The sequence below is a fragment of the Fusibacter sp. A1 genome, assembly GCF_004125825.1.
Classification (GTDB): Bacteria; Bacillota; Clostridia; order Peptostreptococcales; family Acidaminobacteraceae; genus QQWI01.
On the sequence record NZ_QQWI01000002.1, the window covers coordinates 396802 to 421343 of the forward strand.

At 40.8% G+C, this 24542-nt stretch carries 23 protein-coding genes; 19 read left to right on the plus strand and 4 right to left on the minus strand.

Annotation, left to right across the window (positions count from 1 at the left end):
* Positions 1 to 62: 62 nt before the first annotated feature.
* The 6 genes from DWB64_RS03875 (at position 63) to DWB64_RS03900 (ending at position 6251) form a co-directional block, all read left to right on the plus strand.
* The gene (locus DWB64_RS03875) at positions 63 to 1211 is read left to right on the plus strand and encodes a DUF4932 domain-containing protein (protein WP_164980218.1); all 1149 of its coding nucleotides are present in this window, start codon (positions 63 to 65) and stop codon (positions 1209 to 1211) included.
* Between the two features lie 364 nt (positions 1212 to 1575).
* Positions 1576 to 2892: a hemolysin family protein gene (locus tag DWB64_RS03880; protein ID WP_129486879.1), complete on the plus strand. Its 1317-nt coding sequence runs from the start codon at positions 1576 to 1578 to the stop codon at positions 2890 to 2892.
* A gap of 296 nt (positions 2893 to 3188) precedes the next feature.
* A complete protein-coding gene (locus DWB64_RS03885) occupies positions 3189 to 3494 on the plus strand; it encodes a PadR family transcriptional regulator (protein WP_129486880.1) in 306 nt (101 codons plus the stop codon).
* Complete coding sequence (locus DWB64_RS03890; RefSeq protein ID WP_129486881.1) at positions 3491 to 4015, plus strand: DUF2812 domain-containing protein; 525 nt, start codon at positions 3491 to 3493, stop codon at positions 4013 to 4015. The genes DWB64_RS03885 and DWB64_RS03890 overlap by 4 nt, the downstream gene beginning before the upstream one ends.
* 52 nt (positions 4016 to 4067) lie before the next feature.
* On the plus strand, positions 4068 to 4937 hold the full coding sequence (locus DWB64_RS03895; protein WP_129486882.1) for an alpha/beta hydrolase: 870 nt from the start codon (positions 4068 to 4070) through the stop codon (positions 4935 to 4937).
* Positions 4938 to 5243: 306 nt separating this feature from the next.
* Positions 5244 to 6251, plus strand: coding sequence for a 1-aminocyclopropane-1-carboxylate deaminase/D-cysteine desulfhydrase (locus DWB64_RS03900; RefSeq protein WP_129486883.1), 1008 nt, complete (start codon positions 5244 to 5246; stop codon positions 6249 to 6251).
* Positions 6252 to 6465: 214 nt separating this feature from the next.
* Here the strand turns inward: DWB64_RS03900 and DWB64_RS03905 are convergent, their stop codons facing one another.
* A complete protein-coding gene (locus DWB64_RS03905) occupies positions 6466 to 6996 on the minus strand; it encodes a hypothetical protein (protein ID WP_129486884.1) in 531 nt (176 codons plus the stop codon).
* Between the two features lie 12 nt (positions 6997 to 7008).
* Positions 7009 to 7131: a hypothetical protein gene (locus tag DWB64_RS19515; protein WP_256369609.1), complete on the minus strand. Its 123-nt coding sequence runs from the start codon at positions 7129 to 7131 to the stop codon at positions 7009 to 7011.
* Between the two features lie 311 nt (positions 7132 to 7442).
* Between DWB64_RS19515 and DWB64_RS03910 the strand changes: the two genes are divergently transcribed.
* The 6 genes from DWB64_RS03910 to DWB64_RS03935 all read left to right on the plus strand — a co-directional run bounded on the left by DWB64_RS03910 (position 7443) and on the right by DWB64_RS03935 (position 15597).
* Positions 7443 to 9149 carry a tetratricopeptide repeat protein gene (locus DWB64_RS03910; protein WP_129486885.1) on the plus strand — a complete coding sequence of 569 codons (1707 nt, stop codon included), beginning with the start codon at positions 7443 to 7445 and terminating at the stop codon, positions 9147 to 9149.
* Positions 9150 to 9189: 40 nt separating this feature from the next.
* On the plus strand, positions 9190 to 11319 hold the full coding sequence (locus DWB64_RS03915) for an ABC transporter substrate-binding protein (RefSeq protein WP_129486886.1): 2130 nt from the start codon (positions 9190 to 9192) through the stop codon (positions 11317 to 11319).
* Positions 11320 to 11322: 3 nt separating this feature from the next.
* Positions 11323 to 11706: a hypothetical protein gene (locus DWB64_RS03920; protein ID WP_129486887.1), complete on the plus strand. Its 384-nt coding sequence runs from the start codon at positions 11323 to 11325 to the stop codon at positions 11704 to 11706.
* Positions 11707 to 11740: 34 nt separating this feature from the next.
* The gene (locus DWB64_RS03925) at positions 11741 to 12682 is read left to right on the plus strand and encodes a hypothetical protein (RefSeq protein WP_129486888.1); all 942 of its coding nucleotides are present in this window, start codon (positions 11741 to 11743) and stop codon (positions 12680 to 12682) included.
* Between the two features lie 170 nt (positions 12683 to 12852).
* A complete protein-coding gene (locus tag DWB64_RS03930) occupies positions 12853 to 14388 on the plus strand; it encodes a hypothetical protein (RefSeq protein WP_129486889.1) in 1536 nt (511 codons plus the stop codon).
* A 27-nt stretch (positions 14389 to 14415) separates the two neighbouring features.
* Entirely contained in the window at positions 14416 to 15597 is a 1182-nt protein-coding gene (locus tag DWB64_RS03935) for a hypothetical protein (RefSeq protein ID WP_129486890.1), read from the plus strand.
* Positions 15598 to 15737: 140 nt separating this feature from the next.
* On the opposite strand, the gene DWB64_RS03940 is transcribed toward DWB64_RS03935, so the two are convergent.
* Complete coding sequence (locus DWB64_RS03940; RefSeq protein ID WP_129486891.1) at positions 15738 to 16700, minus strand: hypothetical protein; 963 nt, start codon at positions 16698 to 16700, stop codon at positions 15738 to 15740.
* A 150-nt stretch (positions 16701 to 16850) separates the two neighbouring features.
* On the opposite strand from DWB64_RS03940, the gene DWB64_RS03945 reads away from it, so the two are divergent.
* Positions 16851 to 17222: a VOC family protein gene (locus tag DWB64_RS03945; RefSeq protein WP_129486892.1), complete on the plus strand. Its 372-nt coding sequence runs from the start codon at positions 16851 to 16853 to the stop codon at positions 17220 to 17222.
* Positions 17223 to 17310: 88 nt separating this feature from the next.
* Here DWB64_RS03945 and DWB64_RS19200 read toward each other — a convergent pair whose 3' ends face one another.
* Positions 17311 to 17487: a hypothetical protein gene (locus DWB64_RS19200; RefSeq protein WP_164980219.1), complete on the minus strand. Its 177-nt coding sequence runs from the start codon at positions 17485 to 17487 to the stop codon at positions 17311 to 17313.
* A 306-nt stretch (positions 17488 to 17793) separates the two neighbouring features.
* Here DWB64_RS19200 and DWB64_RS03950 point away from each other — a divergent pair, with 306 nt between their 5' ends.
* From DWB64_RS03950 to DWB64_RS03975, 6 genes are all read left to right on the plus strand, one after another.
* The gene (locus DWB64_RS03950; RefSeq protein WP_164980220.1) at positions 17794 to 19290 is read left to right on the plus strand and encodes a Ppx/GppA phosphatase family protein; all 1497 of its coding nucleotides are present in this window, start codon (positions 17794 to 17796) and stop codon (positions 19288 to 19290) included.
* A 104-nt stretch (positions 19291 to 19394) separates the two neighbouring features.
* Positions 19395 to 21188 (plus strand): GGDEF domain-containing protein, encoded by a 1794-nt coding sequence (locus tag DWB64_RS03955; RefSeq protein WP_129486894.1) that lies wholly within the window; start codon positions 19395 to 19397, stop codon positions 21186 to 21188.
* A 250-nt stretch (positions 21189 to 21438) separates the two neighbouring features.
* Positions 21439 to 21876, plus strand: a complete 438-nt coding sequence (locus DWB64_RS03960) for a DUF2178 domain-containing protein (protein ID WP_129486895.1) — start codon at positions 21439 to 21441, stop codon at positions 21874 to 21876.
* On the plus strand, positions 21876 to 22094 hold the full coding sequence (locus tag DWB64_RS03965; protein ID WP_348983807.1) for a helix-turn-helix transcriptional regulator: 219 nt from the start codon (positions 21876 to 21878) through the stop codon (positions 22092 to 22094). The genes DWB64_RS03960 and DWB64_RS03965 overlap by 1 nt, the downstream gene beginning before the upstream one ends.
* An 853-nt stretch (positions 22095 to 22947) precedes the next feature.
* Positions 22948 to 23496, plus strand: coding sequence for a GNAT family N-acetyltransferase (locus DWB64_RS03970; protein WP_129486896.1), 549 nt, complete (start codon positions 22948 to 22950; stop codon positions 23494 to 23496).
* A gap of 75 nt (positions 23497 to 23571) precedes the next feature.
* Positions 23572 to 24195 (plus strand): hypothetical protein, encoded by a 624-nt coding sequence (locus tag DWB64_RS03975; RefSeq protein ID WP_129486897.1) that lies wholly within the window; start codon positions 23572 to 23574, stop codon positions 24193 to 24195.
* Positions 24196 to 24542: the final 347 nt, after the last annotated feature.

The following is a 24542-nucleotide window of genomic DNA, read 5'->3' on the forward strand; positions in this document are numbered from 1 at the left end:
TAACTGTGTCAGATGGAAGCTGATACGATTTGAGAATATTAAACTAACGAATGAGGCCTAATATGAAAAAAACAGGTATACTACTACTTATTCTTACCGTCTTGCTCAGCTCATGTGGTATTGCGTCTAATGAAAAAATGGCGGTCGTAAAAGCAGAACAACTCGGTGTAATCACATATGATCTAGCTCAAAATGGTGAAATGTCGATACTGCCACGGGTCGAACTGCTTGCTGGTGTGTTAAGTCAGACGTCTTGGATCAGAGAACGTGGTCCTGCTGATCGAGGCAATGAATATTTCAAAGAACTTCAAGCTTTCTTTGAACCCTTCAAAGACCATGAAGCTGTTAGAATCGCACAGGAACTTACTGATTACGGATTTACCTATGACGCCCCCGTCAATTTCATCCTGTCGGTGGGATCTTTGCCCGCGCTCGAAATGGATGCTGAGTTTTCAACTTATCTGGTGACTAGGGCGGGAGGGGCTGAAAAGCTCGAAAAGTTTAGAACAGCGCTTGTCAACCTAGCTAAAGAAAGTGATTTCGATACCTTTTACAATAGCAACAAGGACCGCTTCGACGAAATCCTGAACCAGCAGCACAGCGAGTTCGATTTTAGCGATTCGAAGGCGTGGATCAATGACTTTTACGGCTATTCGCTAGACAGCTATAACATAATCTTCGCTCCGGCCATGTTCCCGGGCGGCGGATACAGTGCGACGGTCAACTCGAGCGCTGGAGAAACGTTCGCCTATCAGGTCATCAGAGAAAACGGCCAGAGCGAGACGGCGCCCTCCTTTAGCGGCGGACTGTTGGGACTGACTGTTCACGAGTTCAGCCACTGTTTTGTTAATCCGTCAGTAGAGAAACAGTCGGACAAGTTTAAGGAATATCAGCTCAACGACCTTTTCGCACCTGTCGATGAGCTCATGAGCAGACAGGCTTATTCAAATGTCACTGTCTTCTTGAACGAACAGATCATCAGGGCGATCACCTATCTGGCGCTTGAAGACCTGGCTGATGCTGAAACCGCAACCATAAATAAGGAAAAGGATATCTCAAGGGGATTTTACCTGACCGACTATACGGTAGAAAAACTTAGGGACTACAAGAACAACAGAGACACTTATCAAAGCTTTGACGACTTTACAGCTTACCTGATCGACTGCTATGGTGAAGACAAGCACGAGTTGTTGAAACTGCTGGATAAATGAAGCCGATGACATCCACTATGGTAGGTGACAGCTTAAGAGATACTTCCAAAAACTGTTGAGACTGCTACAATCACGGTCAAAGACAATCTGTCATACATCGATCAAAAAAACGACGCAATCACAAACGCGTCGTTTTTGATTGTTTACCGTAATCAAATCTAATAGATTTAAAGGTGTTTTATGTAAAACCATGTACAGGATTTACTGTTTAGAAGCCTTAGGACAAGTGTAACCATGGCATGCCAAGTAAAATTACCCGCAGCTGCTGGTCTTGTGCCAGCCTTCTTGATTTACAAGCATAACCAACTGAAAACTGGGTATTTGAAAAGTATTACATCTAGTGTTATTCGATAGGGGGATTATAGTGAGTGGACGATTATTTATTCTATTTGTACTTATCTTGATTAATGGTTATTTTGCAGGTACAGAAATTGCATTGATCTCATTAAATGAAACCAAAATAAAAAAGATGGCCGATGATGGCAATCAAAAGGCGAAAGACCTGCTAGTGCTTTTAAATAGACCGAGTAGGTTTTTAGCAACCATTCAAATCGGAATCACACTGGCCGGATTTATGGCAAGTGCATTTGCTGCGGAAAGTTTTTCTGGGCGAATAGTTGAAATGCTCCTTCATTCTGGTTTGAAGGTTTCAGAAAGTCTATTGAATGTAGTGGTTCTTATCACCATCACGATGATCCTTGCTTATTTTACACTGGTTTTTGGTGAGCTAGTTCCAAAGCGTATCGCAATGCAAAAATATGAGCCGATTGCCTTCTTTTCTATTCGGCCGCTACTTATCATCATGAAAGTTACCGAGCCTTTTGTAAAGCTTCTTACAATGACGACGAATGGTGTTCTAAAACTCCTAAAAATTGATCCTAATGCCGAAGATGACTTAGGAAGCAAAGAAGAAATCAGATTGTTGGTGGAATTAGGTAAAGAAAAGGGAGAGATTCAAGCACATGAAAGTACCATGATTCAGAATGTATTTGAGTTTAACAATAAAACAGCTCGAGACATGATGACCCACCGCGTGGAGATGTGTGCGGTTTCTGATACAACTTCGTTGAAAGAGCTAAATCGTGTAATCATAGAACACAAGCACACCCGATTACCTGTCTATAAGGAGTCGCTTGACCATGTCATCGGCATATTACATGTCAAAGACTTATTGGTCCCCTTAATGAGCAGCAAGCAGACTGAGTTTAACCTAGCAGAGATTATCCATGAAGTAATCAACGTACCTATGCACATGCAGGCAGACCGGATATTTAGTGAACTGCAACAGCATAAGTCCCATTTGGCGATTGTGCTAGATGATTATGGCGGAACAGCTGGTCTAATCACTATGGAAGATATTCTTGAAGAAATCATGGGAGCGATCTTTGACGAATTCGATCAAGAAGACGATTTGGAATGCATTCAGTTAAGCGAGTTAAGTTTTAAAGCCAGTGGATTAATCACTCTAGGTGAATTGTCAAACCTGCTAGAAGTAGATTTGCCTACCAAAGAGTATGAAACCCTGAATGGGTTTTTAATAGATATGTTCGGCAAATTGCCCAAACAAGGTTCTGAAATCAACTATCAGACATTACAGTTTAAGGTGTTGGAATTGTCTTCTAAGAGAATTGAAAAAGTACTGATTACAAAAATTGAGAATGAAATCAGCGCTGATGACTGATCATACCAAGATCAAAGATGATTATACACTGATAGATAAGGCAAACAGAAAAACTTTGGGACTGTTGAAACCAATGGTAAAATAACCCATACACGTGTCAGATAGAAGCTGATACGCTTGGCGACAACTTTAGGCCTCTCGATAAACCGGGAGGCTTTTTTTGGCGAATGATTAGGGGTTGACAAGTAGAAGATGAGTGGTATAATTTTGTTATACGATATATCGCTTTGCGATACAATTCTAAACGATATACTTTTAAGCGATACAACGCGAACCGATACATGAAAGGAGCAGATATGGCTAAGAATTCCAGTGGACGATTAACCGAATCGACCTATGCGATATTACTTGCGACAACAGAACCTATCCACGGTTACGGCATTATGTCGCGAATCAAAGAACTGAGCAAGGAATCGATCGTCATCGGTCCAGGTACCTTATACGGTGCTCTAAAAAAACTGATGGGTGATGGACTGATCAGCATGAAACTGGTGGATGACCAAAAGATATACGAAGTAACCGGTGCGGGCAAAGAGGTATTAAAAGAAGAATTCGAGAGACTGGAAAATTTGATTGCGATGAGCAAGGAGGTCCTAGGATGAAAAAAGTTGTTTATAAAGCGTTATTCGCATGGCAAGAAGAAAAGGAAGCCGCTTTTTTAGAAGAAATGGGCAGACAAGGATGGCTGCTTGTGGACGTATTGCCATTTAGGTATACCTTTGTAGAAGGTCAAGCAGATGAGTATGTATATCAGTTCGATTATTCGAGAATGTCAGCAGGTCAGTACATGGAAAACCAACGGTTTTTAGAAAGCTTTGGCTGGGAAAAAGTCACTCAACTCTTGGGATGGCACTATTACAGGGGCCTACGCTCAGAACTTGAAAGTGTAGAACTCTACACCGACCAGGATTCCTTAAAAGACAAATACAAGCATCTGTTTCGTCTGTTTGCGATTTTAGGGGGGATTAACCTAATGTCCTTCATCAATTTGATGAACATCTCCCAAAGGGCTGGAGGCTCCGTCCGGTGGGTAGGACTACTTAACCTTGGCGTATCGGTACTCTTGTTCTATGCGATGTACAAGATCTATAGTAAAGTTAAAAAGTATAAGGCGCAAATCTGATAGTCTAAACCGCAGGTCGACTATTCTCCGATAGAAAGATGTGGAGCAATCAATGAAGAACAAGACAAAGGTGATCTTTAACAGCATGAAGGCCATGCACTTTAAAGACACGATGAAAAAGAAGATGCTGCATCCCGATCGCTCAGCAAAACCCTTTCTTCCTAAACACTTTTCCAAAAAACATGACACGACCGTGCTTGAGGTAGAAGGCTGTCAGGCGGTGACATTCGGAAGGCCGGATAGCAAGACGCACATCCTTTATTTTCATGGGGGCGGCTATCTCTTCGAAATCAGCACCATGCACTGGCGCTTTGTCGACAAGATGACGAATCACATGAACTGCAAGACGACTGTGATCCAGTATCCGCTTGCACCTGAGAATACCTTTGAAGACACTTACCGTGTGGTAGAGGCCATGTACAAGCAGCTGACAAAAGATACAGAGGGTGAGCAGATCATACTGATGGGCGACTCTGCCGGGGCATCGCTTGCCATGGGGTTGACGCATAAGCTGGTCAAAGAAAAGAACACACCGCTGCCTAATCAGCTGATCATGTTTTCGCCATATCTTGACATGACGCTCTCGACCCCAGGTATGGCCGATGAAGAAGCCTACGACCATATGCTCAGCATGGAGTTATTAGAGCATAGTGCCAAGGTGTTTGCAGGCGGGCACCCGCTACAAAGCGAGCTGCTGTCGCCACTCTTTGGCGATTTGACTAAACTGCCGCAAACCGCAGTGTTTTACGGCACCCACGAACTTTTTTACAAAGACTGCCTAAGGCTAAAAGAGATGACTAGGCACCAGAACAACTTCCAGTTCTACGAGTACAAGGACATGCAACATGTCTGGATGCTGTTCCCCATAGAAGAGCAGACGCAGGTGCTTGAAGACATACTAGAGTTCATAAAAAAGGAATAGACATCATGTCCATTCCTTTTTTTTATGAACTCACTGAAAGTGATTTAAGAAGTTGTGTGACGATAAAAACTAAAGATGAAATTCAATGGATTGGTTTTGAAAAAACAAAGCTGACTTGGATATATTCATAGGAAGTTTACCTATTGCAGAACCATAATAGCAAAGAATTATTGTATAATAAGTAAGGTGAAACTTTTGATCATGCGGTGCGCGGTAATTGGCGGTATTGCAATCTTTGTTCAATCGAAACGTGAACGTGATTTAATGGTAAGAAGTAAATTAGGGTCAGTAAACAAAGAGAAGTAAGTGAATATTTTGAAAGGATACGTACAGATGGATTATCCAAAAAAGTTAATGCTCGCAAATATTCCAACAAAACTCGAAAAAATGAACTGGGTTTCGAGTCTATTCAAACATATCGATGTGTATATCAAAAGGGATGACCAGACGGGTTTTGAGTGCTCAGGAAATAAAGTCAGAAAACTTGAGTACCTGATGTATGAAGTGTTAAATCAAAATTACGATGGTGTCATAACATGTGGAAGCGCACAATCAAATCACGTAAGAGCTACAGCGGCTTGTGCCGCGAAACTGGGGCTTAAATGCATAGCGGTATTACGTGAATTAGATCAGGCAGAACCTGTCTGTAACCTTGCAATGACAAAGGCCTTTGGTGCAACCTGTGTGAACATCGATGCTGAGGAGTACAAACTCCACCGCACAGAGATCATGAACGACATTAAAATCGAACGAGCACTCAATGGCGACAAGATATACGTCATACCCGAGGGTGGGTCCAGTGCTTTAGGTGCGCTTGGGTACTTCGATGCGTTTAAAGAAATTTTAGAGCAAGAAAAAGCCATGAACATAAACTTTGACATGCTGTCAGTAGCCGTGGGTTCATGTGGCACCTATAGCGGACTGGTTCTTGGAAACCACCGGTTGAAGACCCAAAAGTCGATACTTGGTATCAACATTTACAATCCACAACATGACTTTACCCCCGAAATTCAGAAATTAGTTTTCAAAAGCGATACATATTTCGATCAGGCAAGCACAGACAGGCCTCTAAGCTTAAATCTTAAAAACAACTATGTGGGTGAGGCATACGGCATAGAAAACAAAAATGCGACGGAGTTTACAAAAGAAGTCACCCAAAACGAAGGCATCCTATTCGACCGTGTCTACACGAGTAAGGCGTTTTATGGGTTTATAGAAGAGCTGAAAAAGAAGGACCAAGAAATTGAAGCTTCAGGGACAAAAGGCATAAATGCTTTGTTCATACATACGGGTGGCACATTTTTATTGCCGTAAAGAGGTGTTCAGCTAAATCAAAATTATCTAAAACCTTGTTGCTCGCTAAGAGCCAGCATCATGATGCTCAGACTGGTGACCGGCACCCATTATCTAGATAGTTCAAGTTTTAAAAAAACCTGCAGCGCTTTGTATTTAAACATACGAAGCGTGCAGGTTTTTCAAATTGAGGCAGAAGTTGGCCTTTCTCTACGGTCTGGAATAGACACGTGGTCTATTCTTTTTTATAGGGTTGCTCAAAACGCTTTTCAAAAGCATTGTTCTTTTTCAGCAGCTTGTTCCAGTAAAAATTACGCAGTCTCTTTGGTGCTACCGTACCGAAAAGAAATTGCGTGATTTTCGTAAGGAATACAGGTTTTGCCATTTGATCTACCTGGCTTGAATCGAATCTGCCTGTCGATACGACAGTTTTCACAAGGGACACAAAGGGTGCGATCATCTTGTCTTGACTTTGTGGCGGTCGTATCTGTAGACCTTCGATGCCGCCTTTGATGGCGGTGCCAAGGTAGGTCCTGTCAAGTCGAAGGGACAGTTGCTCGAAGTAGGCTTCAAGATAATGCGACTGGCTACTTTCAGGAAAACCGGACTGCACCACGAAGCTGATGCTTCCTTTTGACGGAGCCAAAAGCTCGATGAATTTCATCACACGAAAAGGCATGGCGTGAACATACAAGGGCATGAAGAACAAGACGTGCTCGTCTTTTGAGAACTTGTCGGCCCACTGAGCCCTCTTTTCGTAAATCAAAAATAGTGATCATCACGTTCTCTCCTTTTGCTCTTCGATGCCCCGTAGTATCTCAATCGTTTCTTTGTGGTGCAGAATATGCCGGTCGATCATGGCAAACCGCTCCGCCTTTGTAAGCGAACTAAAGTGAAACATCCTAAGCAGAATGTCTCCATCGCCTTTTTAATGTCATAAGCCGTCAAGGGAAACCCATAGGTTAAAAATCCAAGTATGATAAAATCAGTCATAATTTCTCCTTATGTTTCTAAACGATATATATCTAATAGAAACATATCATAGTCACCGCACTTGACCATTAGAAGAATATTAGAAGTTGAAAAGAAAAGTAAAATTATTTACCTTAATGAACCGTTCTTGGTACAAACTGCTGTATAATAAAAAAAACATAAAAGAATTGTTTGTGAAGTACGGTTATCAAAAAGAGTACAAGAGATGAGGGAGACAACATGAAAAAAGAAATTAAAATCACGATCTTACTGACTTTGGTCATCTCCTGTGCAATGCTTCTTACCGGTTGCGTGTCGATCATAAAAGGCTTAGCGGACTACATAGACCCTGAGAACCTATACGATGAGGGCAATTATGAGGGCGTCATAGCCATGATCGATGTTGACGAGGAGATCGCGCACGACAACTATGTGGACATACTCCTTTTGATCAAGTCGCATATGGTGCTGGATAATCCCGAAAGAGCGCTTGAAATTGTCGATCAATATGTACAGCAGCACACTCAGTTTAAAATTGAGAGAATCAAGGTCGAAATCTATAAAAACATGTTTGAAGAAGCCTTAATGGAAGAGGCTGCCAAAGCGATACTTAAAAAATTCGAGACTCGCTTTGACGACTTTGACCTTATGGACAAGATGAACTACGGCTACCTGCTGATCGCTGTGGATCGAAACGACGAAGCGATAGAGCTTTATCTAACCTTGCTCGAAGGGGACATTGACGATGAGAACCTAGATGTGATTTACAACAATCTGGCATGGTCGTATGCTAATATCAGCGACTTTGAATCTGCCATCAACTACTCGGAGCTTTCTTTGGGCATCGTACCGAACGACACGATTTCTCTAACCAATCTAGGTAATGCCTACATGGGCCTGGACCAGTACGAGAAGGCAAAAGAGATTTACCTGCAGGCCATTCAATCTGATAATGACAACAACTACGCCTATTACGGCCTAGGTATCGTGAACGAGAATCTTGAAAACAGCGACAAAGCACTTGAAGCTTGGCTGGAGCACACTCGAATTCTTGATGCAGACATTGACGGGTGGTACGGCATTTACAGAAACTGCGAAGATGCGGGGCGTCGTGAACTCTTAAAGGATTCACTTGAAAAGATCGTAGAACTGAATCCGTCGTCCTATTACTACTCGATTGAGCTGATGGAGATCTATGAGGATGAAAAGGATCTTGGCAGGCTGTCGAACGTTGTTCTAAACTATTACCACAGCACCAGCGAGTACCAGCGCGATATTTTGCTTGCGGACTTTGATCTGACCAGAGGGCGAGAAGAAGAAGGACTAAAAAAATACAAGGAAATCCTCGAGAACTACGACCTTGACTACTATGACTATTATGACATCTTCTACGAACTTATCTGGCAAGAACAAGAGAATCTGATTCCAGTAATCGTTGAAGCGGTTGACAATAAGTTGGGAATTCTGGTGCGCCTAGAGCTTGAGATCGAACTCTATTATGAGTATGATGACTTTGACAAGGTCTATGAGGCTGCCGTCAAACTGGTGAGCCTTGATAATGAAAGTGTCATAGGGCATGAGTACCTGGGCGACGTCTATCTTGAAAGAAGTGAATACGACAAAGCCCTAAGCGAGTATCAGACCGCACAAGGCATCTTTGGAAGTTATGAGTACGCAGATGTGTCCATCATCAACTGCCTGATCCATCTTAGTGAATTAAATGAGGCAAAGACGCTGCTTGACGACATGCTTAAGCAAACCCAACCACCCGCCATGGCATACGTACATCGTGCAAGAATCGCCATGCGAGAATCAGATGAAACTTTAGCCGTAGAGATGCTCACAAGCACGTTCGAGACCTACAGCTATATGACCTACGTGCTTGACCAGTTCGAGGAGTTCGAGGCGATTAGGGATCATGAGAGGTTAGTGGGCTTTATTGATTGAATTGATTAAATAAGTAGTGAAAAGCCCATCAGGAGAGAAAATGAAAAGTAAAAGCCTAGTCATCACGTTACTGTTAATTACGGCAATCATAGTCGCGACAGGGGTCTTATATAACGCGGTTAAACCAAGTGCCACAGCCGAAGCCAAGACGACCATTCCAGACAGCACTAAAATAGATAACTGCGCTACGAAATATCCAGAGAAAACCACACCTAAAGTACCAAAGACGGTAGATATGACAATCGAGGGCACTCTTGTACGTGTGTTCACAAAATCAGGCGACCTTTTGGGCCAACTTGACTTTGCCTCAGTATCGGATGAACTTGTAGTCAACTTCACCAAGAACGTGACCGGCAAACCGCATGTGCTGGTGGTCTGTGCGACAAGTAGCGATAAAAGGCCTAGGGCGATCTACCGCTACGACTACCTGACTGCGAGCGCCGAAAAAATCTATCAGGTAAAACTAGACAATGAGCTGATCGACAGCATCGAAATCGCAGGTGGAACAATCGAAATATTGCATGGCCATATCAATGAATATGGCTATAACTACACGCGTAACGACGGCGATTTGGATGTGTTTTTAAAGGCCACAGATCTGCTTGAAGGCGAGATCGACGGCTTTGAACTGATAAAAAATAAGAAGGCCAGGCAAGCGATAGCCATGGCGATGGACAAGCAAGTCTTTGTTGACGAAATGAGCTATTGTCTTGAAACCGAGACGCAGCTATTTAACAAGAATGCCATAGTCGACCTAAACGGCAAACCAGTCAGCAGTTATGTAACAGGTGATACAGGCGGTATCGACTATGACCCGGATATGGCGCTAAAATTATGGAACGAAGTCAAGCAGGAGCTTGATTTTAATACTGTCACACTCCGCATCTACCGCTGGGGGAGCTTAATGGAGTCACAACTGGACAGTCTAATCTTTGACATCGAAAACACCTTGCCAGGGCTTAACATTAATATCTATACAACAAAGATGAGTAGCGGACTATGGATAAGACCGCTAAACAGCTATCATCTTTCTAGTTCCTCGGTACATACCGATTATCAGGACTCAAAAGTAACCGCTTCTGATGACTTTAATGGGGTTGCAAGAAGACCAGAGGAATACAGTCTGATGATCGAAAGGATCAACTCAGCCACAACATTCGATGAATGGGTCAACAGCATCATCACCTTGGAAAAAACCATTTTGGATGAGGCGCTGATCATACCGCTTTCCAATTACGCGGATTACTATCTGATTAGGTCGAACTTAAAAAATGTGGGCGTGATAGACGGAATCTATTCAAACAGTGCCATGAACCTAAGCTTCACAAACACATCATTTATAAAAGACGCCAATCAGAACGAAGTGTATCTTAAAGGCCATTACTACTACGAGGAATCTCTTTGGAGCATCATCAGATCATCAAGCGACTTTGTCCGGTTTCATCTGTATGAAGGACTGATGAAAATCGATATGAATAATAAAGTCGTACCCGGCATGGCAAAGGATTACACTGTTTCTGAAGATGGTCTGACCTATGTGTTTACACTAGACGGCGAAAAAAAATGGTCCAACGGTGAGCCTGTCACGGCGTATGATTTTGAAAACACATGGAAAGATACTTTAAAAGCAAATACCCTAAACAGCAATGAATATAATCTGCTTTATGCGATGGAATCAGCAGGGGTGAAAAACGCCAAAGAGATAAGAGAAAACAATGCCGATCCAAACCTAATAGGCTTTAAAGCGCTTAACGACACCCAACTGCAGATCGAACTTGAGTCACCCAATGTGATGTTTTTAAGACTGCTTTCAAAACCGTCGTTCGTAGCCTTATATGATAACAGCCTGCACACGGACAAGAGGGCAACCGATGAGATCATCACAAATGGTGCATATAGGATAACAGAAAAAACCGAAGACCGAATCGTACTCGAACGAAATCAGAACTACTACGACAATCATTTCGACTACATCCCCCAAATCATATTGGATAATAGATTACCAGATGAAAGAGAAGCGAACCCGATAAGATATGATGCCGAAATGCTATCGCTCCATCAAAACAGCCCGCACCTAAACGAGGACGGTACTTTGAAAGTACCGAGCGACAGAAGGCTTCTGGCGGTGCCTGAAAACACGAACATCTACTATACGTTTATGGAGGAATAAGTGATGAGCAAAACATGCGAAGTATGCGACCAACCGATTAAGGCGTTTGAAGACTATAAAATCCATCAAAAATCCGTGTGCGGCCCGTGTGCGGACAAGTACTTTGCCAGTAACGACAATCAAGTACTAAAAAAGTCGCTCGAGCCGGATATGAAGATCGACAGCCCGATAAAGACGGGCAACAGCATCTCTTCACTGCTTTTCGCCATAGGACTTGTCATTATGGTCTTAGGTTTTATAGGGGGACTGACAATCAAGGTGGGAGTACGCTATGATGCCATTTGGCCGATCACGTTAGCCGTCTGGTTTGGCGCCTTTGTCAGTGGCATGATCTTTATCGGATTCAGTGAAGTGATCAAACTGCTTCATGTGATAGCACACAAATAGTAATGTTTAATACTTAAGTCTAAAGGAGAGGAACATGGACCGACTCATAGAAATCACAGAACAAATCAAACACGCAAGGGAAAGTCAGGCGCAGCTTGACGCTGTGAACAAGCGAATCAAGGAAAAGGAAGAAGCCTTAAGGGCATTACAGCAAAAAGAACGTGAACTTCACGAGCAGTACCTTAAAGAAGAAAGGGACGTCGAAAAACTGTCGACGCTGTCGTTTGCAAACTTCACCAGCACGCTGTTTAATACAAAATACGAAAAGCTTGAAAAGGAAGAACTAGAGGCGTATCAGGCGAAAAAAACATGGGACGCCATCAAGTTCGAGCTGGCCGTATACCAAGAAGACATTCAGGCGCTTATCAATAAAATAGATAAGCTAAAAGAATCAGCTTCAAGCTACCGCACCTTGATCGATCAGAAGATGGACTTGCTAAAAGAGCGGTCGCATGTGAACTATACTCAAATCGCCATGCTCGAACAAGACGCCGCACAGAAAAAAGCCATAATCACAGAATACGCAGAAGCCATCATGGCGACAAGCCAGGTGCAAAGGCAGGCAAGTCTCGTACTCGAAGTTTTGAGCAAGGCCAAAGACTGGAGCACCTACGACATGATAGGTGGCGGCATGATCGCGACCATGATGAAAAGAGAGCGCATGGACGATGCCAAACATAAGATCGACCAGCTCAATTATTTAATAGGGACCATGACAAAAGAACTCAAAGACATTGGTCTTCATACGGTAAGCGGCATCGACTTCAAATCACTCAGTGTTGCCGATTACTTCTTCGACGGAATCTTCGTAGACTTATCTGTACACCATCAAATCAAAGACGCGATGGAAAAAATGGATAGGTTACAAAACAGCACCAACCAGGCACTCGCCCAGTTGAAATCTCAGCATGAAGTGCTTCTAGGGGCTTTTAACGCATGCGAAAAGAAGATGCTGCAACTGATCGAGCAAGTGTAGTCCCCAAAATCACTACGGGGAAACTTGATGAAACTGTCAACTGTTGAAGAATAGGATAAAGAGATCATCATGGCTCACGGATTTTTCTATTTGATGACAAATGGCATTGTGTGCCGTTCCCAATACTGTTAAACTATAGTAGTGTATATACTAAAATGGGGGAACTTAAGATGAACGGATTTATTAATGAATCAGTGGTGCTGGCTTATTACATTGAACAAATGGAAGCCGACAACATCACATTTTTAGTGGGAAAAACAAAAGAGAAAAAAGAGATTGAACGGCTGATTTTAAAAATTGAAGCGATGGAGGATATTCATCAGAAGATCATCGTATCTAAAGATTTATGGAAACTGTTGTTTGAAATGTCCATGTCGAGTATCATGCCCGATAAGCGTGGCTACGACTCGATTTTTAACTATTTTGACGCTTATGTGGATTTTGAAGAGCTTATTTTTGCATCGGATTCCTTTTACAGGGACCATACCCTGCACTGTTTGTGGGTCTATTTTTTAGGAGAGTTCTTATACAATAAGCCCGAGTTTAAAAGGACTTTCAAGTACCTGCATTCTGAAAGCGCGTCAATATTCGAGATAAGAAAACTGTTTGGCGGAATGAGCAGGCTTCAGAATCTCGATCGCTTGACAACGGTACTTGATAATCTGATCACAGTACTCAAACAGTCGGATGCTACGCGTTGTTTGCTGAGCCTGACTCACGATTTAGGGTATCCACTGAAAAAAATTAAAAAAGTCAATTCCTGTATCAGCAAAATATTGCCCTACTTCTCGATCAGAGATTATGACGAGTTCAACTTCGCATATGCCAATGAGCAGCTCAGTACCATTGAATCCTTTTATGACTTCTTATCGCATGATATTGCAGTCGAATTCGGAGTAGGAAGTGGTCCCAAATGCATGAGCAAGTTCATGTCGAAAGTGGATGGAAAAGAAATCATCGACCATGAAGGAATGGAAAATCTGACCGACGAGGAAATTAAAGAAGTTGAGGATTTTCTACAACCTAAAATGCGTCTTGTAAAAGACGAAGCTAGAGCATACCGGATGAAACACGACTTTGAAAACTACGAACACGGAATCATGAGCGCCTTTATTCTTTACAAGGAACTTGAGGGCGTCAAGATGATAAAAAGAACAGTGGGAGATAGGCAAAACTTAGATATCAGTCAATTTGACTATGACAAAATGGTCTCCTTAAGTCAGATTTTTATCGGTATCGCGGACCATACGTCTAAGAGTTATAAAATAAATAGTTTGGGAACACCAAGCTCCTTCTTGATCCTGATCGACGAACTCGAGGAGTTTTCAAGGATTTCGAGAGCGAATCAAAACCGTCAATACATCAGCGAACTTTGTAAAAGCGCCATTTACATGGAAGAAGACCTCTTCTGTGTGGATTTTGTATTCGACAACGAAGATATACCGAATGTGGACCCCGAATTCGCCTTTAAAGGACGATGCAAGAAAATGCTTTCGATATTCGACATACCCAATCTTGATAAGGATTTGAAAATCCGCTTACAGTGCATAGATAAGCTTTTCGGTGCCGACAAGCACTACACGCTAGAAATCAGACACTGTCATGCAAGGGTACTGATCGACGGAGTGGAACAAGATATTCCTAAATACCTTAAATCGCGTGAATACTACACATCAGAAGAATATAACAGCTTCGCAACTGCGTAATCGATTGATAAGAGCAAGGAGAGCCATATGTTAGAACTAGATTTATTTCACTTCGGTGATTCGGGAGAACATGATTCGCTATCTCCTTTCTTTTGGTATGAGAAGACCATGTGCAAGCGCATTGTCGCGCAGCTTATTGAAGAACCTTTAAGTTTAAATAAACAGCAGGTGGAGGAAAGCCCGGAAATGGCTCCACTAAAGCAAGTGCTTGCAAAGATGGTTCATGTCGGGTTATTGAAGCTTATCGATCAAGTTTACTATTTGGATTTTCCTTTCTTTATTGAAGAGGACAAAGTCGTTTTAGACAAGCTTTCCATCCATGTCGCAGATGAACTGACGGGGTATCTCTTAAAGAAAAAAGAAGATCTTTTAAAGCCGCTCATGTCGATTGAATCGTCGAAGAACTTTCCGCTTGAGAGGCTGGCTTACCATGTGATTGGCGGTAACCTGTTCGACGACTGGGCGCTCGACTGGTTGCACGAACATGAAATGATTGCCCTCGAGAAGACCCAGCCCAATGGACGGGCTTACTTACTTGTCGGGTATGAACAGTCGCCAGTCATGGAGGACTTGAGCAAGGGGCTCCTTTTAAGCTTTAACAATGCCACAGGCACCCATATGGTGTTTTCAAGTTTTGGAGACGCCGATGGGGACAGAAAAGACCTGTACAGGCTCTTGAGGCTATATTCGCAGGGGAAAACAGAAAATCAAGCCTTCAAGGGGCTCGAGTCTATTTTTGAAGACTGGTCCCATGAGAAAGCCCATAAGGTCATCCACACCAGTGAACATCTGATCCTTGAAGCGTATTACGACCGCTTACACGTGAATGATATGACTGAGGACAAGATAGAAGCATTTGAGCTGATGAAAAGAGTCGGTTATCTGAAAGAAGCAGAAACTGGAAAAATAGACCTGGCTGTCCCACTGTTCTTCGAAGAGGAACTCGAGGCCTGCAAAGAGAGTTACAAACCCCTGTTTGAATCCTTCGTTCCCTTTATGAAGCAGATACTTAAAACCCATGAAAAGGAACTTGAAAACCTTAGTGCCAAGAAGCATCATATCGATACAAAAGACATCGCCAATGAACTATGGCATCAGGTGTTTGGAAGAATCAACGAGAACCTTGTCAAAGAGGGCGTGTTTGAAACACCTGAAAAGAGGCCTGACGAGGGTAGATACCTTCAGGCGATTTATGTGCTAACCAAATAGAGTAGTACGGGATAGGACGCTCGATATTGAAAGCGCTACTATGACGGTAAAAAGTGCGATTTCCAACGTTGCCCAAGAACGTTATAGAATAGAACGATAGGAAGGTTTGAAGGCTTAGAAAACGTCTTGCCTTATAAAGTCTAGGATTCACTGTCTTTTCGAATTAGTTTATAAAGTGTAACAGTCGCCATTGAGGAGACAAAGCCAATGGTACCTAATTTACCCCCAAGTCCTACTAGTATCGGTATGGAGTAATAGAATAGAAAGCCACTGATAAGCCCAGTAACAAGGTACATTGAATGGTATTTAAAAGCACGACTTGAAGTCATTCCTGCGAATGAAGCACAATAAACCACCACGGCAAACAAATGTCCGGTTTGCTTGAAAACAAGAGGAAGGAGTAATGCTCCCAGGAGTCCGATTAGGCTTGAGCTTAGTACAATATTTTTCGCGAAGTGTTCATCGATCCAGTTGGTCATATGGGAAGCCATGGCTCCAAGTGACATTATTAGAATGAGTATAGACGGCGAAAACAACTTGGTTGTTAAATCAAAATTCATTTCAAGAAGGGGGTAAGTCGTGCCCAGCTTCATAAGGGTGATGCTTGTGCCACCTATCAGAGCAAGGGTTCCAAGCTTGCCGCCTAGGCCTTTAAAGAGATCTTTTGATGATGAGTAAAGTATACCGCAGACTAACGAAGCCATGAGGATATCAGCGTAAGTAAAAAGATGAGGTGAAGTCATGCCGATAAAACTGCCACAAAATATGGCTGGGGCTTGTGATTTAAAAAGGAGACTCCCTATCAGTCCGATAACGGCTGATGCAAGAACCGGTGTGAAGTGAAACTCCTTGAACAAGAAAAAGGAGAGCAAAGCACCACATAAGATTGCTAATGTATCACCAACTAGAGGGTGAGTCCATTGATAAACAGTTCGCTTTACCTTAATGTGAGTTATAGTAAAGCTTGTAACGGCCAGTGCTATAAGAGTGACTCCAATAATCACCGCAAAGTGAGAAAAGAGGACATGTTCAATAATCGTTAAAGTAAAAAATAATAAAATGATCAGGGTAAAGGTGAGTTCAACACTTAATCGTCTAATCATAACGTCCTCCTTTTGGTCTTACCTTAGTAAATACCCAAAAATAAAGAATTTTCACTTGCTTTATACCTGCCCTGTTGGGTAAAAAAGGACTAAAGCAAGGATGAAGGAATGCATATCCTGAAATATATTCTAGTGAAGAGAGGAGTTTACATGAGCATCGGAGCATTTTCATTAAGTTTGGCAGTAAAAGATATTGAAGTGTCAAAAAAATTTTATGAAACTCTAGGTTTTAAAAGTTTTGCAGGAGTTCTTGATGATAGTTGGATCATTATGCAAAATGGTGATGTCACTATCGGTTTATTTCAAGGCATGTTTGAGAAAAACATGATGACGTTCAACCCCGGTTGGAATGATCACGCTGAGAATTTAGAATCCTTTAAAGATATTCGAGTCTTACAAGAAGAGTTAAGGGATAAAGGAATCAAGTTTGAAACTGAAGTAGAAGAGAATACAGAAGGTCCTGGTAGTTTTATAATTAGTGATCCTGATGGCAATCCAATTTTAGTGGATCAGCATCGATAAACATGTCCCAGCTAAGTTATAGATTAATCAAGTAAAAAGCACAATCACTTATATGTGATTGTGCTTTTTACTTGAAAATAAGGATTATCTAGAGGACTAGGTTAAAAGCTAAATTGTCGTGCAGTTCATTGTCTAAAGAGGATATCTTATTGATGAGTTCGTATAATTCCAGCCAATAATTGGCAGTGGTTATTGTGTCGTCAATATCAATTCCAATTCTCATATCGATCACCTCAACCACATCATAAACCATGCTTGTTATCATAAGATTATATCTATGTTAAGAATTAAAACCTAGCATAGGAAGACGATGAAAGTTAGAAGTTACACTCATTCGTTTGTTAAGAAATGTAAAGTCTAAGTTAAAATCAGTAAAACTAAGCATTTTTAAGACTTAAATGGGATATAGTGATTTTGAAACAATCAAGTGAGGAAATTGCATAACCACATTCAACAATAGGATCATAGTCTATCTAGTAGAGTAGTATCTTTAGCATATCGGTCTCTATTATGTAAAAGTACTTGTGGCCTATTTTGAGATTTCCACAAGTCAAAGTAAAAGGAAATGATTATGAAAAAAATTGCAATTATCGATTTGGGTTCGAACTCAGTTAGAATGAATATTTACCATATCAATGAACAAGGTGGATATTCGCTATCGGAACAATTAAAGGAAATGGTGAGACTTGCAAAAGGAATGGGTACTGACTTGATTCTTAAGAAGACACAAATTGAGAAGACAATTCAAACGCTAAAGTTCTTTAAGTCTGTCATTGAAGAGAGTTCAGTTTCAGAAGCTTATTATTTTGCAACGGCAGCTCTAAGACAGGCAAAAAATCAAGCAGAAGTCATAGAACAGATAGCAAATGAAGTGGGGATCGAATTTGATATACTAGATGGCCAGGAAGAAGCCTACCTGGATTATCTCGGTGCCATTAATACCATTGAGAAAAACAGGGCTATCATTGTTGATGTTGGTGGTGCAAGTACTGAAATTATCAAGGTTGATCATCGTCGAATGTCAGATGCGATTAGCCTACCCATGGGAAGTGTCAACTTGAGCGAGAGATATAAACATTCAAGGCAGGCAGATAAATATTTTGCAACCCATTTAGACCAATTGAGTTTTGTGCACAGAGGATACGATGTTATTGGTTTGGGTGGTGTCATCAGGACACTGGGGAAAATTCATAAGGCTCAAAATAAAGCGTACTTAGAAGATCTGCATCATTATGAAATTTCAAACAAGGATGCCTTGGATTTAATAGATAAGATGATGAACATGGATCATAAAGCACTGCAAAGACTGGACGGTTTAAGCTCTAAAAGAGTTGATATCATAAAAAGTGGTTTAGTTCCTGTCAAACATGTACTTCAAATGACTGGCGGAAATCTCACGATTTGCGCATATGGGATTCGTGAAGGTTTTCTGTTTAAAGAGATTTTGTTTAAGAATGCTCAACCAGTACTGGCGTCAGCATTGGAGCACAGTATTGAAAATATATGTAAAAAGTACTCGGTCAGCACTGAACATGCAGACCGAGTGAGGTTTTTCACTAAGAAGCTTACAGAAGGTTTTCAACAGAAACTGACAATAACAGAGAATGAGATGAAATTGCTTGATATCGCCTCAAGAGTTCACTATATTGGTATGCATGTTAATTACTATAACCATCATATCCATGGTATGCACATCATGCTCGTTGAACGTATTGCCGGTTTAACAAGTCGTGAGCAGTTTAGCGTAGCCTACCTCATAGCTAATCACAGAAGATTGGACCTGCCTGTGTTCTTCGATTCTTACAAGCATTATATTGGAAATGAAGGTATTCTGCGCTTAAAGCGATTGTCGATAATACTAAAGATAGCAGAGCAAATGGACAAGGGGGAGAGTGGCAAAATAAGCGATTTGAAGGTTGCGTTTAACAATGGAACGTGTTCCATTACCCTTGAAAGCAGTAGCCAGGTGGAGACATCAATTAGGAGTGTGCTACAGTATAAGGACTTATTCAAGAAGCATGAAAAAAAGAACTTGGTCATTATCCACAAGGGCAATACTTATAAGTGATGAAATTTCATAATGCATATGGTGGAGGTTTTACCCGTATATAATATCGGGTTAACGTAAAACTAACATGGATATGTTATCTTTCTATCGAAGGAGTTGAGAATATGCTTGTAACAAACGAACCAACCATTGATAGTCGAACTGGATTGTTTCATAGTATCCTCATTGAAGAAAGCGTGACCACTTTCTATCAACCCATTGTCAGTTTGAAAACTGCTAATGTCATGGGATATGAAGCATTGTCAAGAGGTCCTCAAAACACTGAATTTTATTCACCTATAGAAATGATCAAAGCCGCTCATGAACATGATAAGTTATGGGAACTTGAGATGCTCTTTAGGCAGAAGGCTCTGGAACGTGCTAAAGAAATCAGTCCTGAAAAGTACCTTTTCATCAATGTAGATCCTGATATCATCAAATCTAGTGATTTTAAAACAGGGTTGACCAAAGAATGCCTTGATGAAATGGAAATCTCCGAAAAATCCATTGTTTTTGAAATCACAGAAAGGACTTCCATCAATGATTATGTGTCCTTTCAGATTGTTTTGGAACATTATCGAAATCAAGGATACAAGATTGCCATTGATGATGTGGGGGCTGGATATTCTGGACTAAAAACCATCAACGAAGTAAGACCTGATTTCATCAAAATTGATATGGATCTTATAAGAAACATCGACAAAGATGCTTTTAAGCAAGCGCTTTTAAAAGCGTTTGTCGATACAGCCGTCAAAACGAATATCATGCTGATTGCAGAAGGTATTGAAACAAAAGAGGAACTTAAAACACTCATCATGCTTGGGGTTCATGCAGGACAAGGATATTATCTTCAAAAACCATCGCCCAAGTTTGAAGACCTTGAACCTGAAGTGGTCAAACGTATAGAGGACTATAACAAAATATCAAATAATCTAAATTCATATGCCCAGGATTATCACTATATCTCAAACCTTGTGTATGGTCATAAGCACTGCACATTTGAATCAATGATCGAAAGCAAAACCGTCAAGCAGCATCTTGAAAAAGAAAACTTGACTAGCGCTTGTATCTGCGAGCACGATTATCCCGTAGGACTCTTGATGAAGCATAACATCGATTCGAAACTATCTGGACGCTATGGTTATTCACTCTATTCCAATCGACCGGTCTCAAAAGTCATGAATGCAAATCCCTTGATTGTAGATTCCTATACGCCAATTAGCGTTGTGGCAAAACGCGCGATGGAACGGTCAGATGATGAGATATTTGATGATATCATTGTGACAAAATCTTCGAAATACTATGGAATTGTTTCGATGAAAAAAATCTTTGAATATACGCTAATGTTTGAAAAAAACAATGCCAAGGAACACAACCCGCTTTCAGGTCTTCCGGGCAATCCAATTATTAAGCGGGTCATGTCGGATTTTGTGACCTACAAAAATAATTCATGTATATGCTATCTGGATATCAATGATTTCAAAATATACAATGATGTATATGGCTTTGAAAGTGGAGACAATATGATCCGTTTTTTGGCACAACTCATACAGGATAATGTCAAAAAAATATTTCCGTCTTCTAGTTTTATCGGTCATGTGGGAGGCGATGACTTCATCATAATAATTAACGGTGTATCTGAAGAGTATCATCAAGTGCTTCAAAACATTTTGGACGATTTTGAGAAAAACAAAGTCTTTCTGTTCTCCGACAAACACATCATGAATAATAAGATTGTTTCAGAGGACAGGTTCGGTGTGATGAGGGAATTTCCACTCACTAAGCTTGCAATTGCTGGAATTGCAGGTGATTTATCAAAATATAGGAGTTCGGATTATTTAAGTGAGGCCTTGGCAGGACTAAAAAAAGAAGTAAAACAGACTTCGGATAGCAGTTATAAAATTATTATGAAGTACTAGATAATTCGTGAAAGGAATCAGTACTCGGCATCACAGGCATCAAGTGGCCGGTTGTGGCAATCGGAGACAGGCTTCAGTCGAAGGTCTTTGAAGGGACTTGTAGTAGATACGAGGGAGTTTGCCTAACGATAAAATGAGTAGACTGTTCCGCTATGCTAATGAGCGACTCTTTATGAATAGAAGATATAAATGTAAGCTGTTTTTGACATTATGTAAAAATAGTTTTACAATATGATTAAGGAGGTGCTTTATGAGTAAGCCAATGAAATTCAGCATTATTCAAGTCGGTGCATGGTTGCTAATCGGAATCATCCTGCTTCTTGTATTCAATCAAGAAGGTGTTGTTGAGCAGTGGGGAGACAATCAAAACAAGACCCTGCTTGTGGCGTCCTTATTCATTTTTGGATTTTCAAGTGATTTCATCTTAAGACTGATAGAAAAAAGCAAACGACATGGTTTCAGTCGCGATGAAAGGGACCAACTGATACAGTCAAAGGCCATGAATTTTGGTTTTATCTTAACGCTGATCTATGTGTTTCTGGTTACGATTACTCTCTATGTAAAATATGAAGACGCGGGTCTTATGCCGGTAGGCTATATGTGGTTTGTAGCTTACAGTACAATTGTAATTGCCAACCTTAGTATGGGTATACCAAGTATTTGCTACTATAAGAAACAGGGCTACTAATGGAAATGATCAATCATCTAAGGCAAATAAGAAGGACTCAAAATATCACTCAGCAAGATTTGGCAGATGCTGTAGACTGCACAAGACAAACCATCATCGCCCTTGAACAGAACAAGTACAACCCTTCATTACTACTGGCCTTAAAACTTTCTAGAGAGTTAAACACGCCGGTAGATGAGATTTTTAGCCTCAATAAGGAAAAGGGCAGCCAAGAGTAATAATCCCTTGTTGTTTAAGGATTTATCGACTAGAACTGAAAAGCTAAGGTCTTGAAGAGTCATTCAAATTGGAGATGACTCTTTTTTATTGTCCAAAAATCGGATCACTCATGAGCTTGCTCGGGTGATACTGAATATCAAACGAAATCATCTAAATTTCATACTACTGAAGAATAAATTGGAAGAAATTATTGTATAATGAAGTGATAAAGCAAGATATGTAATTTGATACAATAAGTAGTCTGCCATCAGATAAGATAAAAAGGCATGCAAATTGGGCAAGTTGTTTTTAGCCTTTTGCATACCATTTCTAATAGACTACTTGAAAAAGCAGGTTTTCAGGTAGAAGGCAGCATCAGGGACATGTATTTGTTTAGAGACGAGTATCATGACCATTACCTGATGTCAATTCTAAAAGGGAATACAATCATCTTTGTAGGGGAAGGTCTTGTATCTTCCCGTAGTACTTTGCACTATTACTGATTTATGACTAAAACTAGACTTGTTCCACATTGCAAACAGAGTTTAACCCCCCTCTCTAATCGAGACTGATAATCAAACGATTTCACAGAAAATTCATACTTTAATGATATTATGTGGAATTGAACTATTGTATAATATATGCAGTGGTTAAAACGGTAATAGTTCATACATACTACTCATTTCAGGCACTTTCATCTACTACTAAATTCAACTTCTTACATGTCTTACTTGGAGTCATAAAGATTTAGAAAGCTAAATGGCATGACAGGCATCCAAAGCAGTTTAAGGAATATCACGAGCTAAAAGAGATACCGAACCAGTGTTAAGCGTGCAGTCAGCATAACCAGTCTTGATTTATTGAGGATGAACGATGAATCTAACCCCAATACTAAAAACAGAACGACTAACCTTAAGAATGTTTCAAGAAAGTGACTTGCCATTCCTACTTAGTCACTTTAGTGACGTAGCCGTTTGCGAATACTTGATGGATAACGAACGGATCAAAACGATGGACGAAGCCAAAGAAATCCTAACTTGGAGTTACGGTGACAAAAAATGCCCTACAAACAACAGATGGATGATCATTGAAGATCAGACGAACCTACCGATAGGAACGATCGGTTTCCACCGCTGGGACAAGCAAAACAAGATAGCAGAAATCGGATATGACCTATCGCCGACTAAATGGTCCAAAGGCTATATGTCAGAAGCCATCAAAGAAACACTGGTCTTTCTATTCGACCGATTAGACGTGGACAAAGTACAAGCCATCGTACACGTTGACAATGCCCCGTCAAAACGCTTGTTGGAAAAAACGGGCTTTCGGATTGAAGGAAATATCAGAAACATCTATTTTTTAAAAGGGGAATACCATGACCATTATCTGATGACGATTCAAAAAAGCGATTACAAGGAATAATGGTTTATTTTTAAAAAAAGCCAATCAAACGCATTACGATCGACTTACTACCAAAAACTCGCGTAGTTGCTGGTCTTGTGCCAGCCCTCTCGATACACTGGGCCAATTGCATCACTTAATAATCAACTGCGAAATCATCATGCTTTCGTTAGGTGTTGTGTTGGCAGTAGTTATGGCGCTGTTGTCAAAACGAAAGAAAACTTAGGGGGTCCTAAGACTAATTCTGTAGTAGAGAAAAAACAAGAACAAGAAGTTGAAAACAAAAACGAAGCGATTTTTGATTACCTAGAACAGCATGTCAAAGATTTCAGTCCGACAGATGATGAGTCTGAATTTATCACCAATAAACTATCATTTGCTAATGGCAAGGTTTCTATCGGAGGATGGTTTATCTTCCCTTATATCGGCACGATGATCTCATTTGTGTTACTAGTGGTCAGCGCCATATTCTTAGTTCCTAGTGGCATAATCACAGCATTGGTCACTAATGTTGCATTAATGCTGCTTCTTGGTTTCATCATGTACAACATAACCAAGAAAAAGCGATTAACGATTCATTTGTTTAAAGGGTATTACATTCTGGCTATCATACTTAAGCTAATGACAGTCAACAAGGATTATACCGGCCTTACTTTTTCTGTTATCTGGCTGGCTTACTTCTTCATGTCAAAGCGAGTCAAATATACATTTGTAGAATAAACACGTAACCCCTAACCAATTAGTGATTTTTGAAGAGCTTTTTAAAGTACAATAGAATCAGACCGAGTTGTGTATAAACCCACAACCAATTGAGACTGATTACCACATGAATTCATAGAAATTTCATACTTTAATGAAACATTATGGTAGCGAACTATTGTATAATAAAGAGGTGCGAACAAGTTTTTCCAGTTCAAACAACTCATCTTAAATTACGCTCTTGAAAACTCTTGAAATCCTCTTGAAAACTGATATAAGAGAAACGGATTCAAACGGTGTGTTCAATTTGAGCAGCCGTTTTTTTGTTGTGATACTTGTTGAAGGATGATAGGAAAGAGGATTTATGG

What these genes read in the sequence shown, in the direction of transcription:
- DWB64_RS03875 (WP_164980218.1), top strand. Translation starts at nt 63, where the DNA reads ATGAAAAAAACAGGTATACTACTACTTATTCTTACCGTCTTGCTCAGC.
- DWB64_RS03885 (WP_129486880.1), top strand. Translation starts at nt 3,189, where the DNA reads ATGGCTAAGAATTCCAGTGGACGATTAACCGAATCGACCTATGCGATA.
- DWB64_RS03890 (WP_129486881.1), top strand. Translation starts at nt 3,491, where the DNA reads ATGAAAAAAGTTGTTTATAAAGCGTTATTCGCATGGCAAGAAGAAAAG.
- DWB64_RS03895 (WP_129486882.1), top strand. Translation starts at nt 4,068, where the DNA reads ATGAAGAACAAGACAAAGGTGATCTTTAACAGCATGAAGGCCATGCAC.
- DWB64_RS19515 (WP_256369609.1), bottom strand. Translation starts at nt 7,131, where the DNA reads ATGTTTCACTTTAGTTCGCTTACAAAGGCGGAGCGGTTTGCCATGATC.
- DWB64_RS03910 (WP_129486885.1), top strand. Translation starts at nt 7,443, where the DNA reads ATGAAAAAAGAAATTAAAATCACGATCTTACTGACTTTGGTCATCTCC.
- DWB64_RS03915 (WP_129486886.1), top strand. Translation starts at nt 9,190, where the DNA reads ATGAAAAGTAAAAGCCTAGTCATCACGTTACTGTTAATTACGGCAATC.
- DWB64_RS03920 (WP_129486887.1), top strand. Translation starts at nt 11,323, where the DNA reads ATGAGCAAAACATGCGAAGTATGCGACCAACCGATTAAGGCGTTTGAA.
- DWB64_RS03925 (WP_129486888.1), top strand. Translation starts at nt 11,741, where the DNA reads ATGGACCGACTCATAGAAATCACAGAACAAATCAAACACGCAAGGGAA.
- DWB64_RS03930 (WP_129486889.1), top strand. Translation starts at nt 12,853, where the DNA reads ATGAACGGATTTATTAATGAATCAGTGGTGCTGGCTTATTACATTGAA.
- DWB64_RS03935 (WP_129486890.1), top strand. Translation starts at nt 14,416, where the DNA reads ATGTTAGAACTAGATTTATTTCACTTCGGTGATTCGGGAGAACATGAT.
- DWB64_RS03940 (WP_129486891.1), bottom strand. Translation starts at nt 16,700, where the DNA reads ATGATTAGACGATTAAGTGTTGAACTCACCTTTACCCTGATCATTTTA.
- DWB64_RS03945 (WP_129486892.1), top strand. Translation starts at nt 16,851, where the DNA reads ATGAGCATCGGAGCATTTTCATTAAGTTTGGCAGTAAAAGATATTGAA.
- DWB64_RS19200 (WP_164980219.1), bottom strand. Translation starts at nt 17,487, where the DNA reads ATGATAACAAGCATGGTTTATGATGTGGTTGAGGTGATCGATATGAGA.
- DWB64_RS03950 (WP_164980220.1), top strand. Translation starts at nt 17,794, where the DNA reads ATGAAAAAAATTGCAATTATCGATTTGGGTTCGAACTCAGTTAGAATG.
- DWB64_RS03955 (WP_129486894.1), top strand. Translation starts at nt 19,395, where the DNA reads ATGCTTGTAACAAACGAACCAACCATTGATAGTCGAACTGGATTGTTT.
- DWB64_RS03960 (WP_129486895.1), top strand. Translation starts at nt 21,439, where the DNA reads ATGAGTAAGCCAATGAAATTCAGCATTATTCAAGTCGGTGCATGGTTG.
- DWB64_RS03965 (WP_348983807.1), top strand. Translation starts at nt 21,876, where the DNA reads ATGGAAATGATCAATCATCTAAGGCAAATAAGAAGGACTCAAAATATC.
- DWB64_RS03970 (WP_129486896.1), top strand. Translation starts at nt 22,948, where the DNA reads ATGAATCTAACCCCAATACTAAAAACAGAACGACTAACCTTAAGAATG.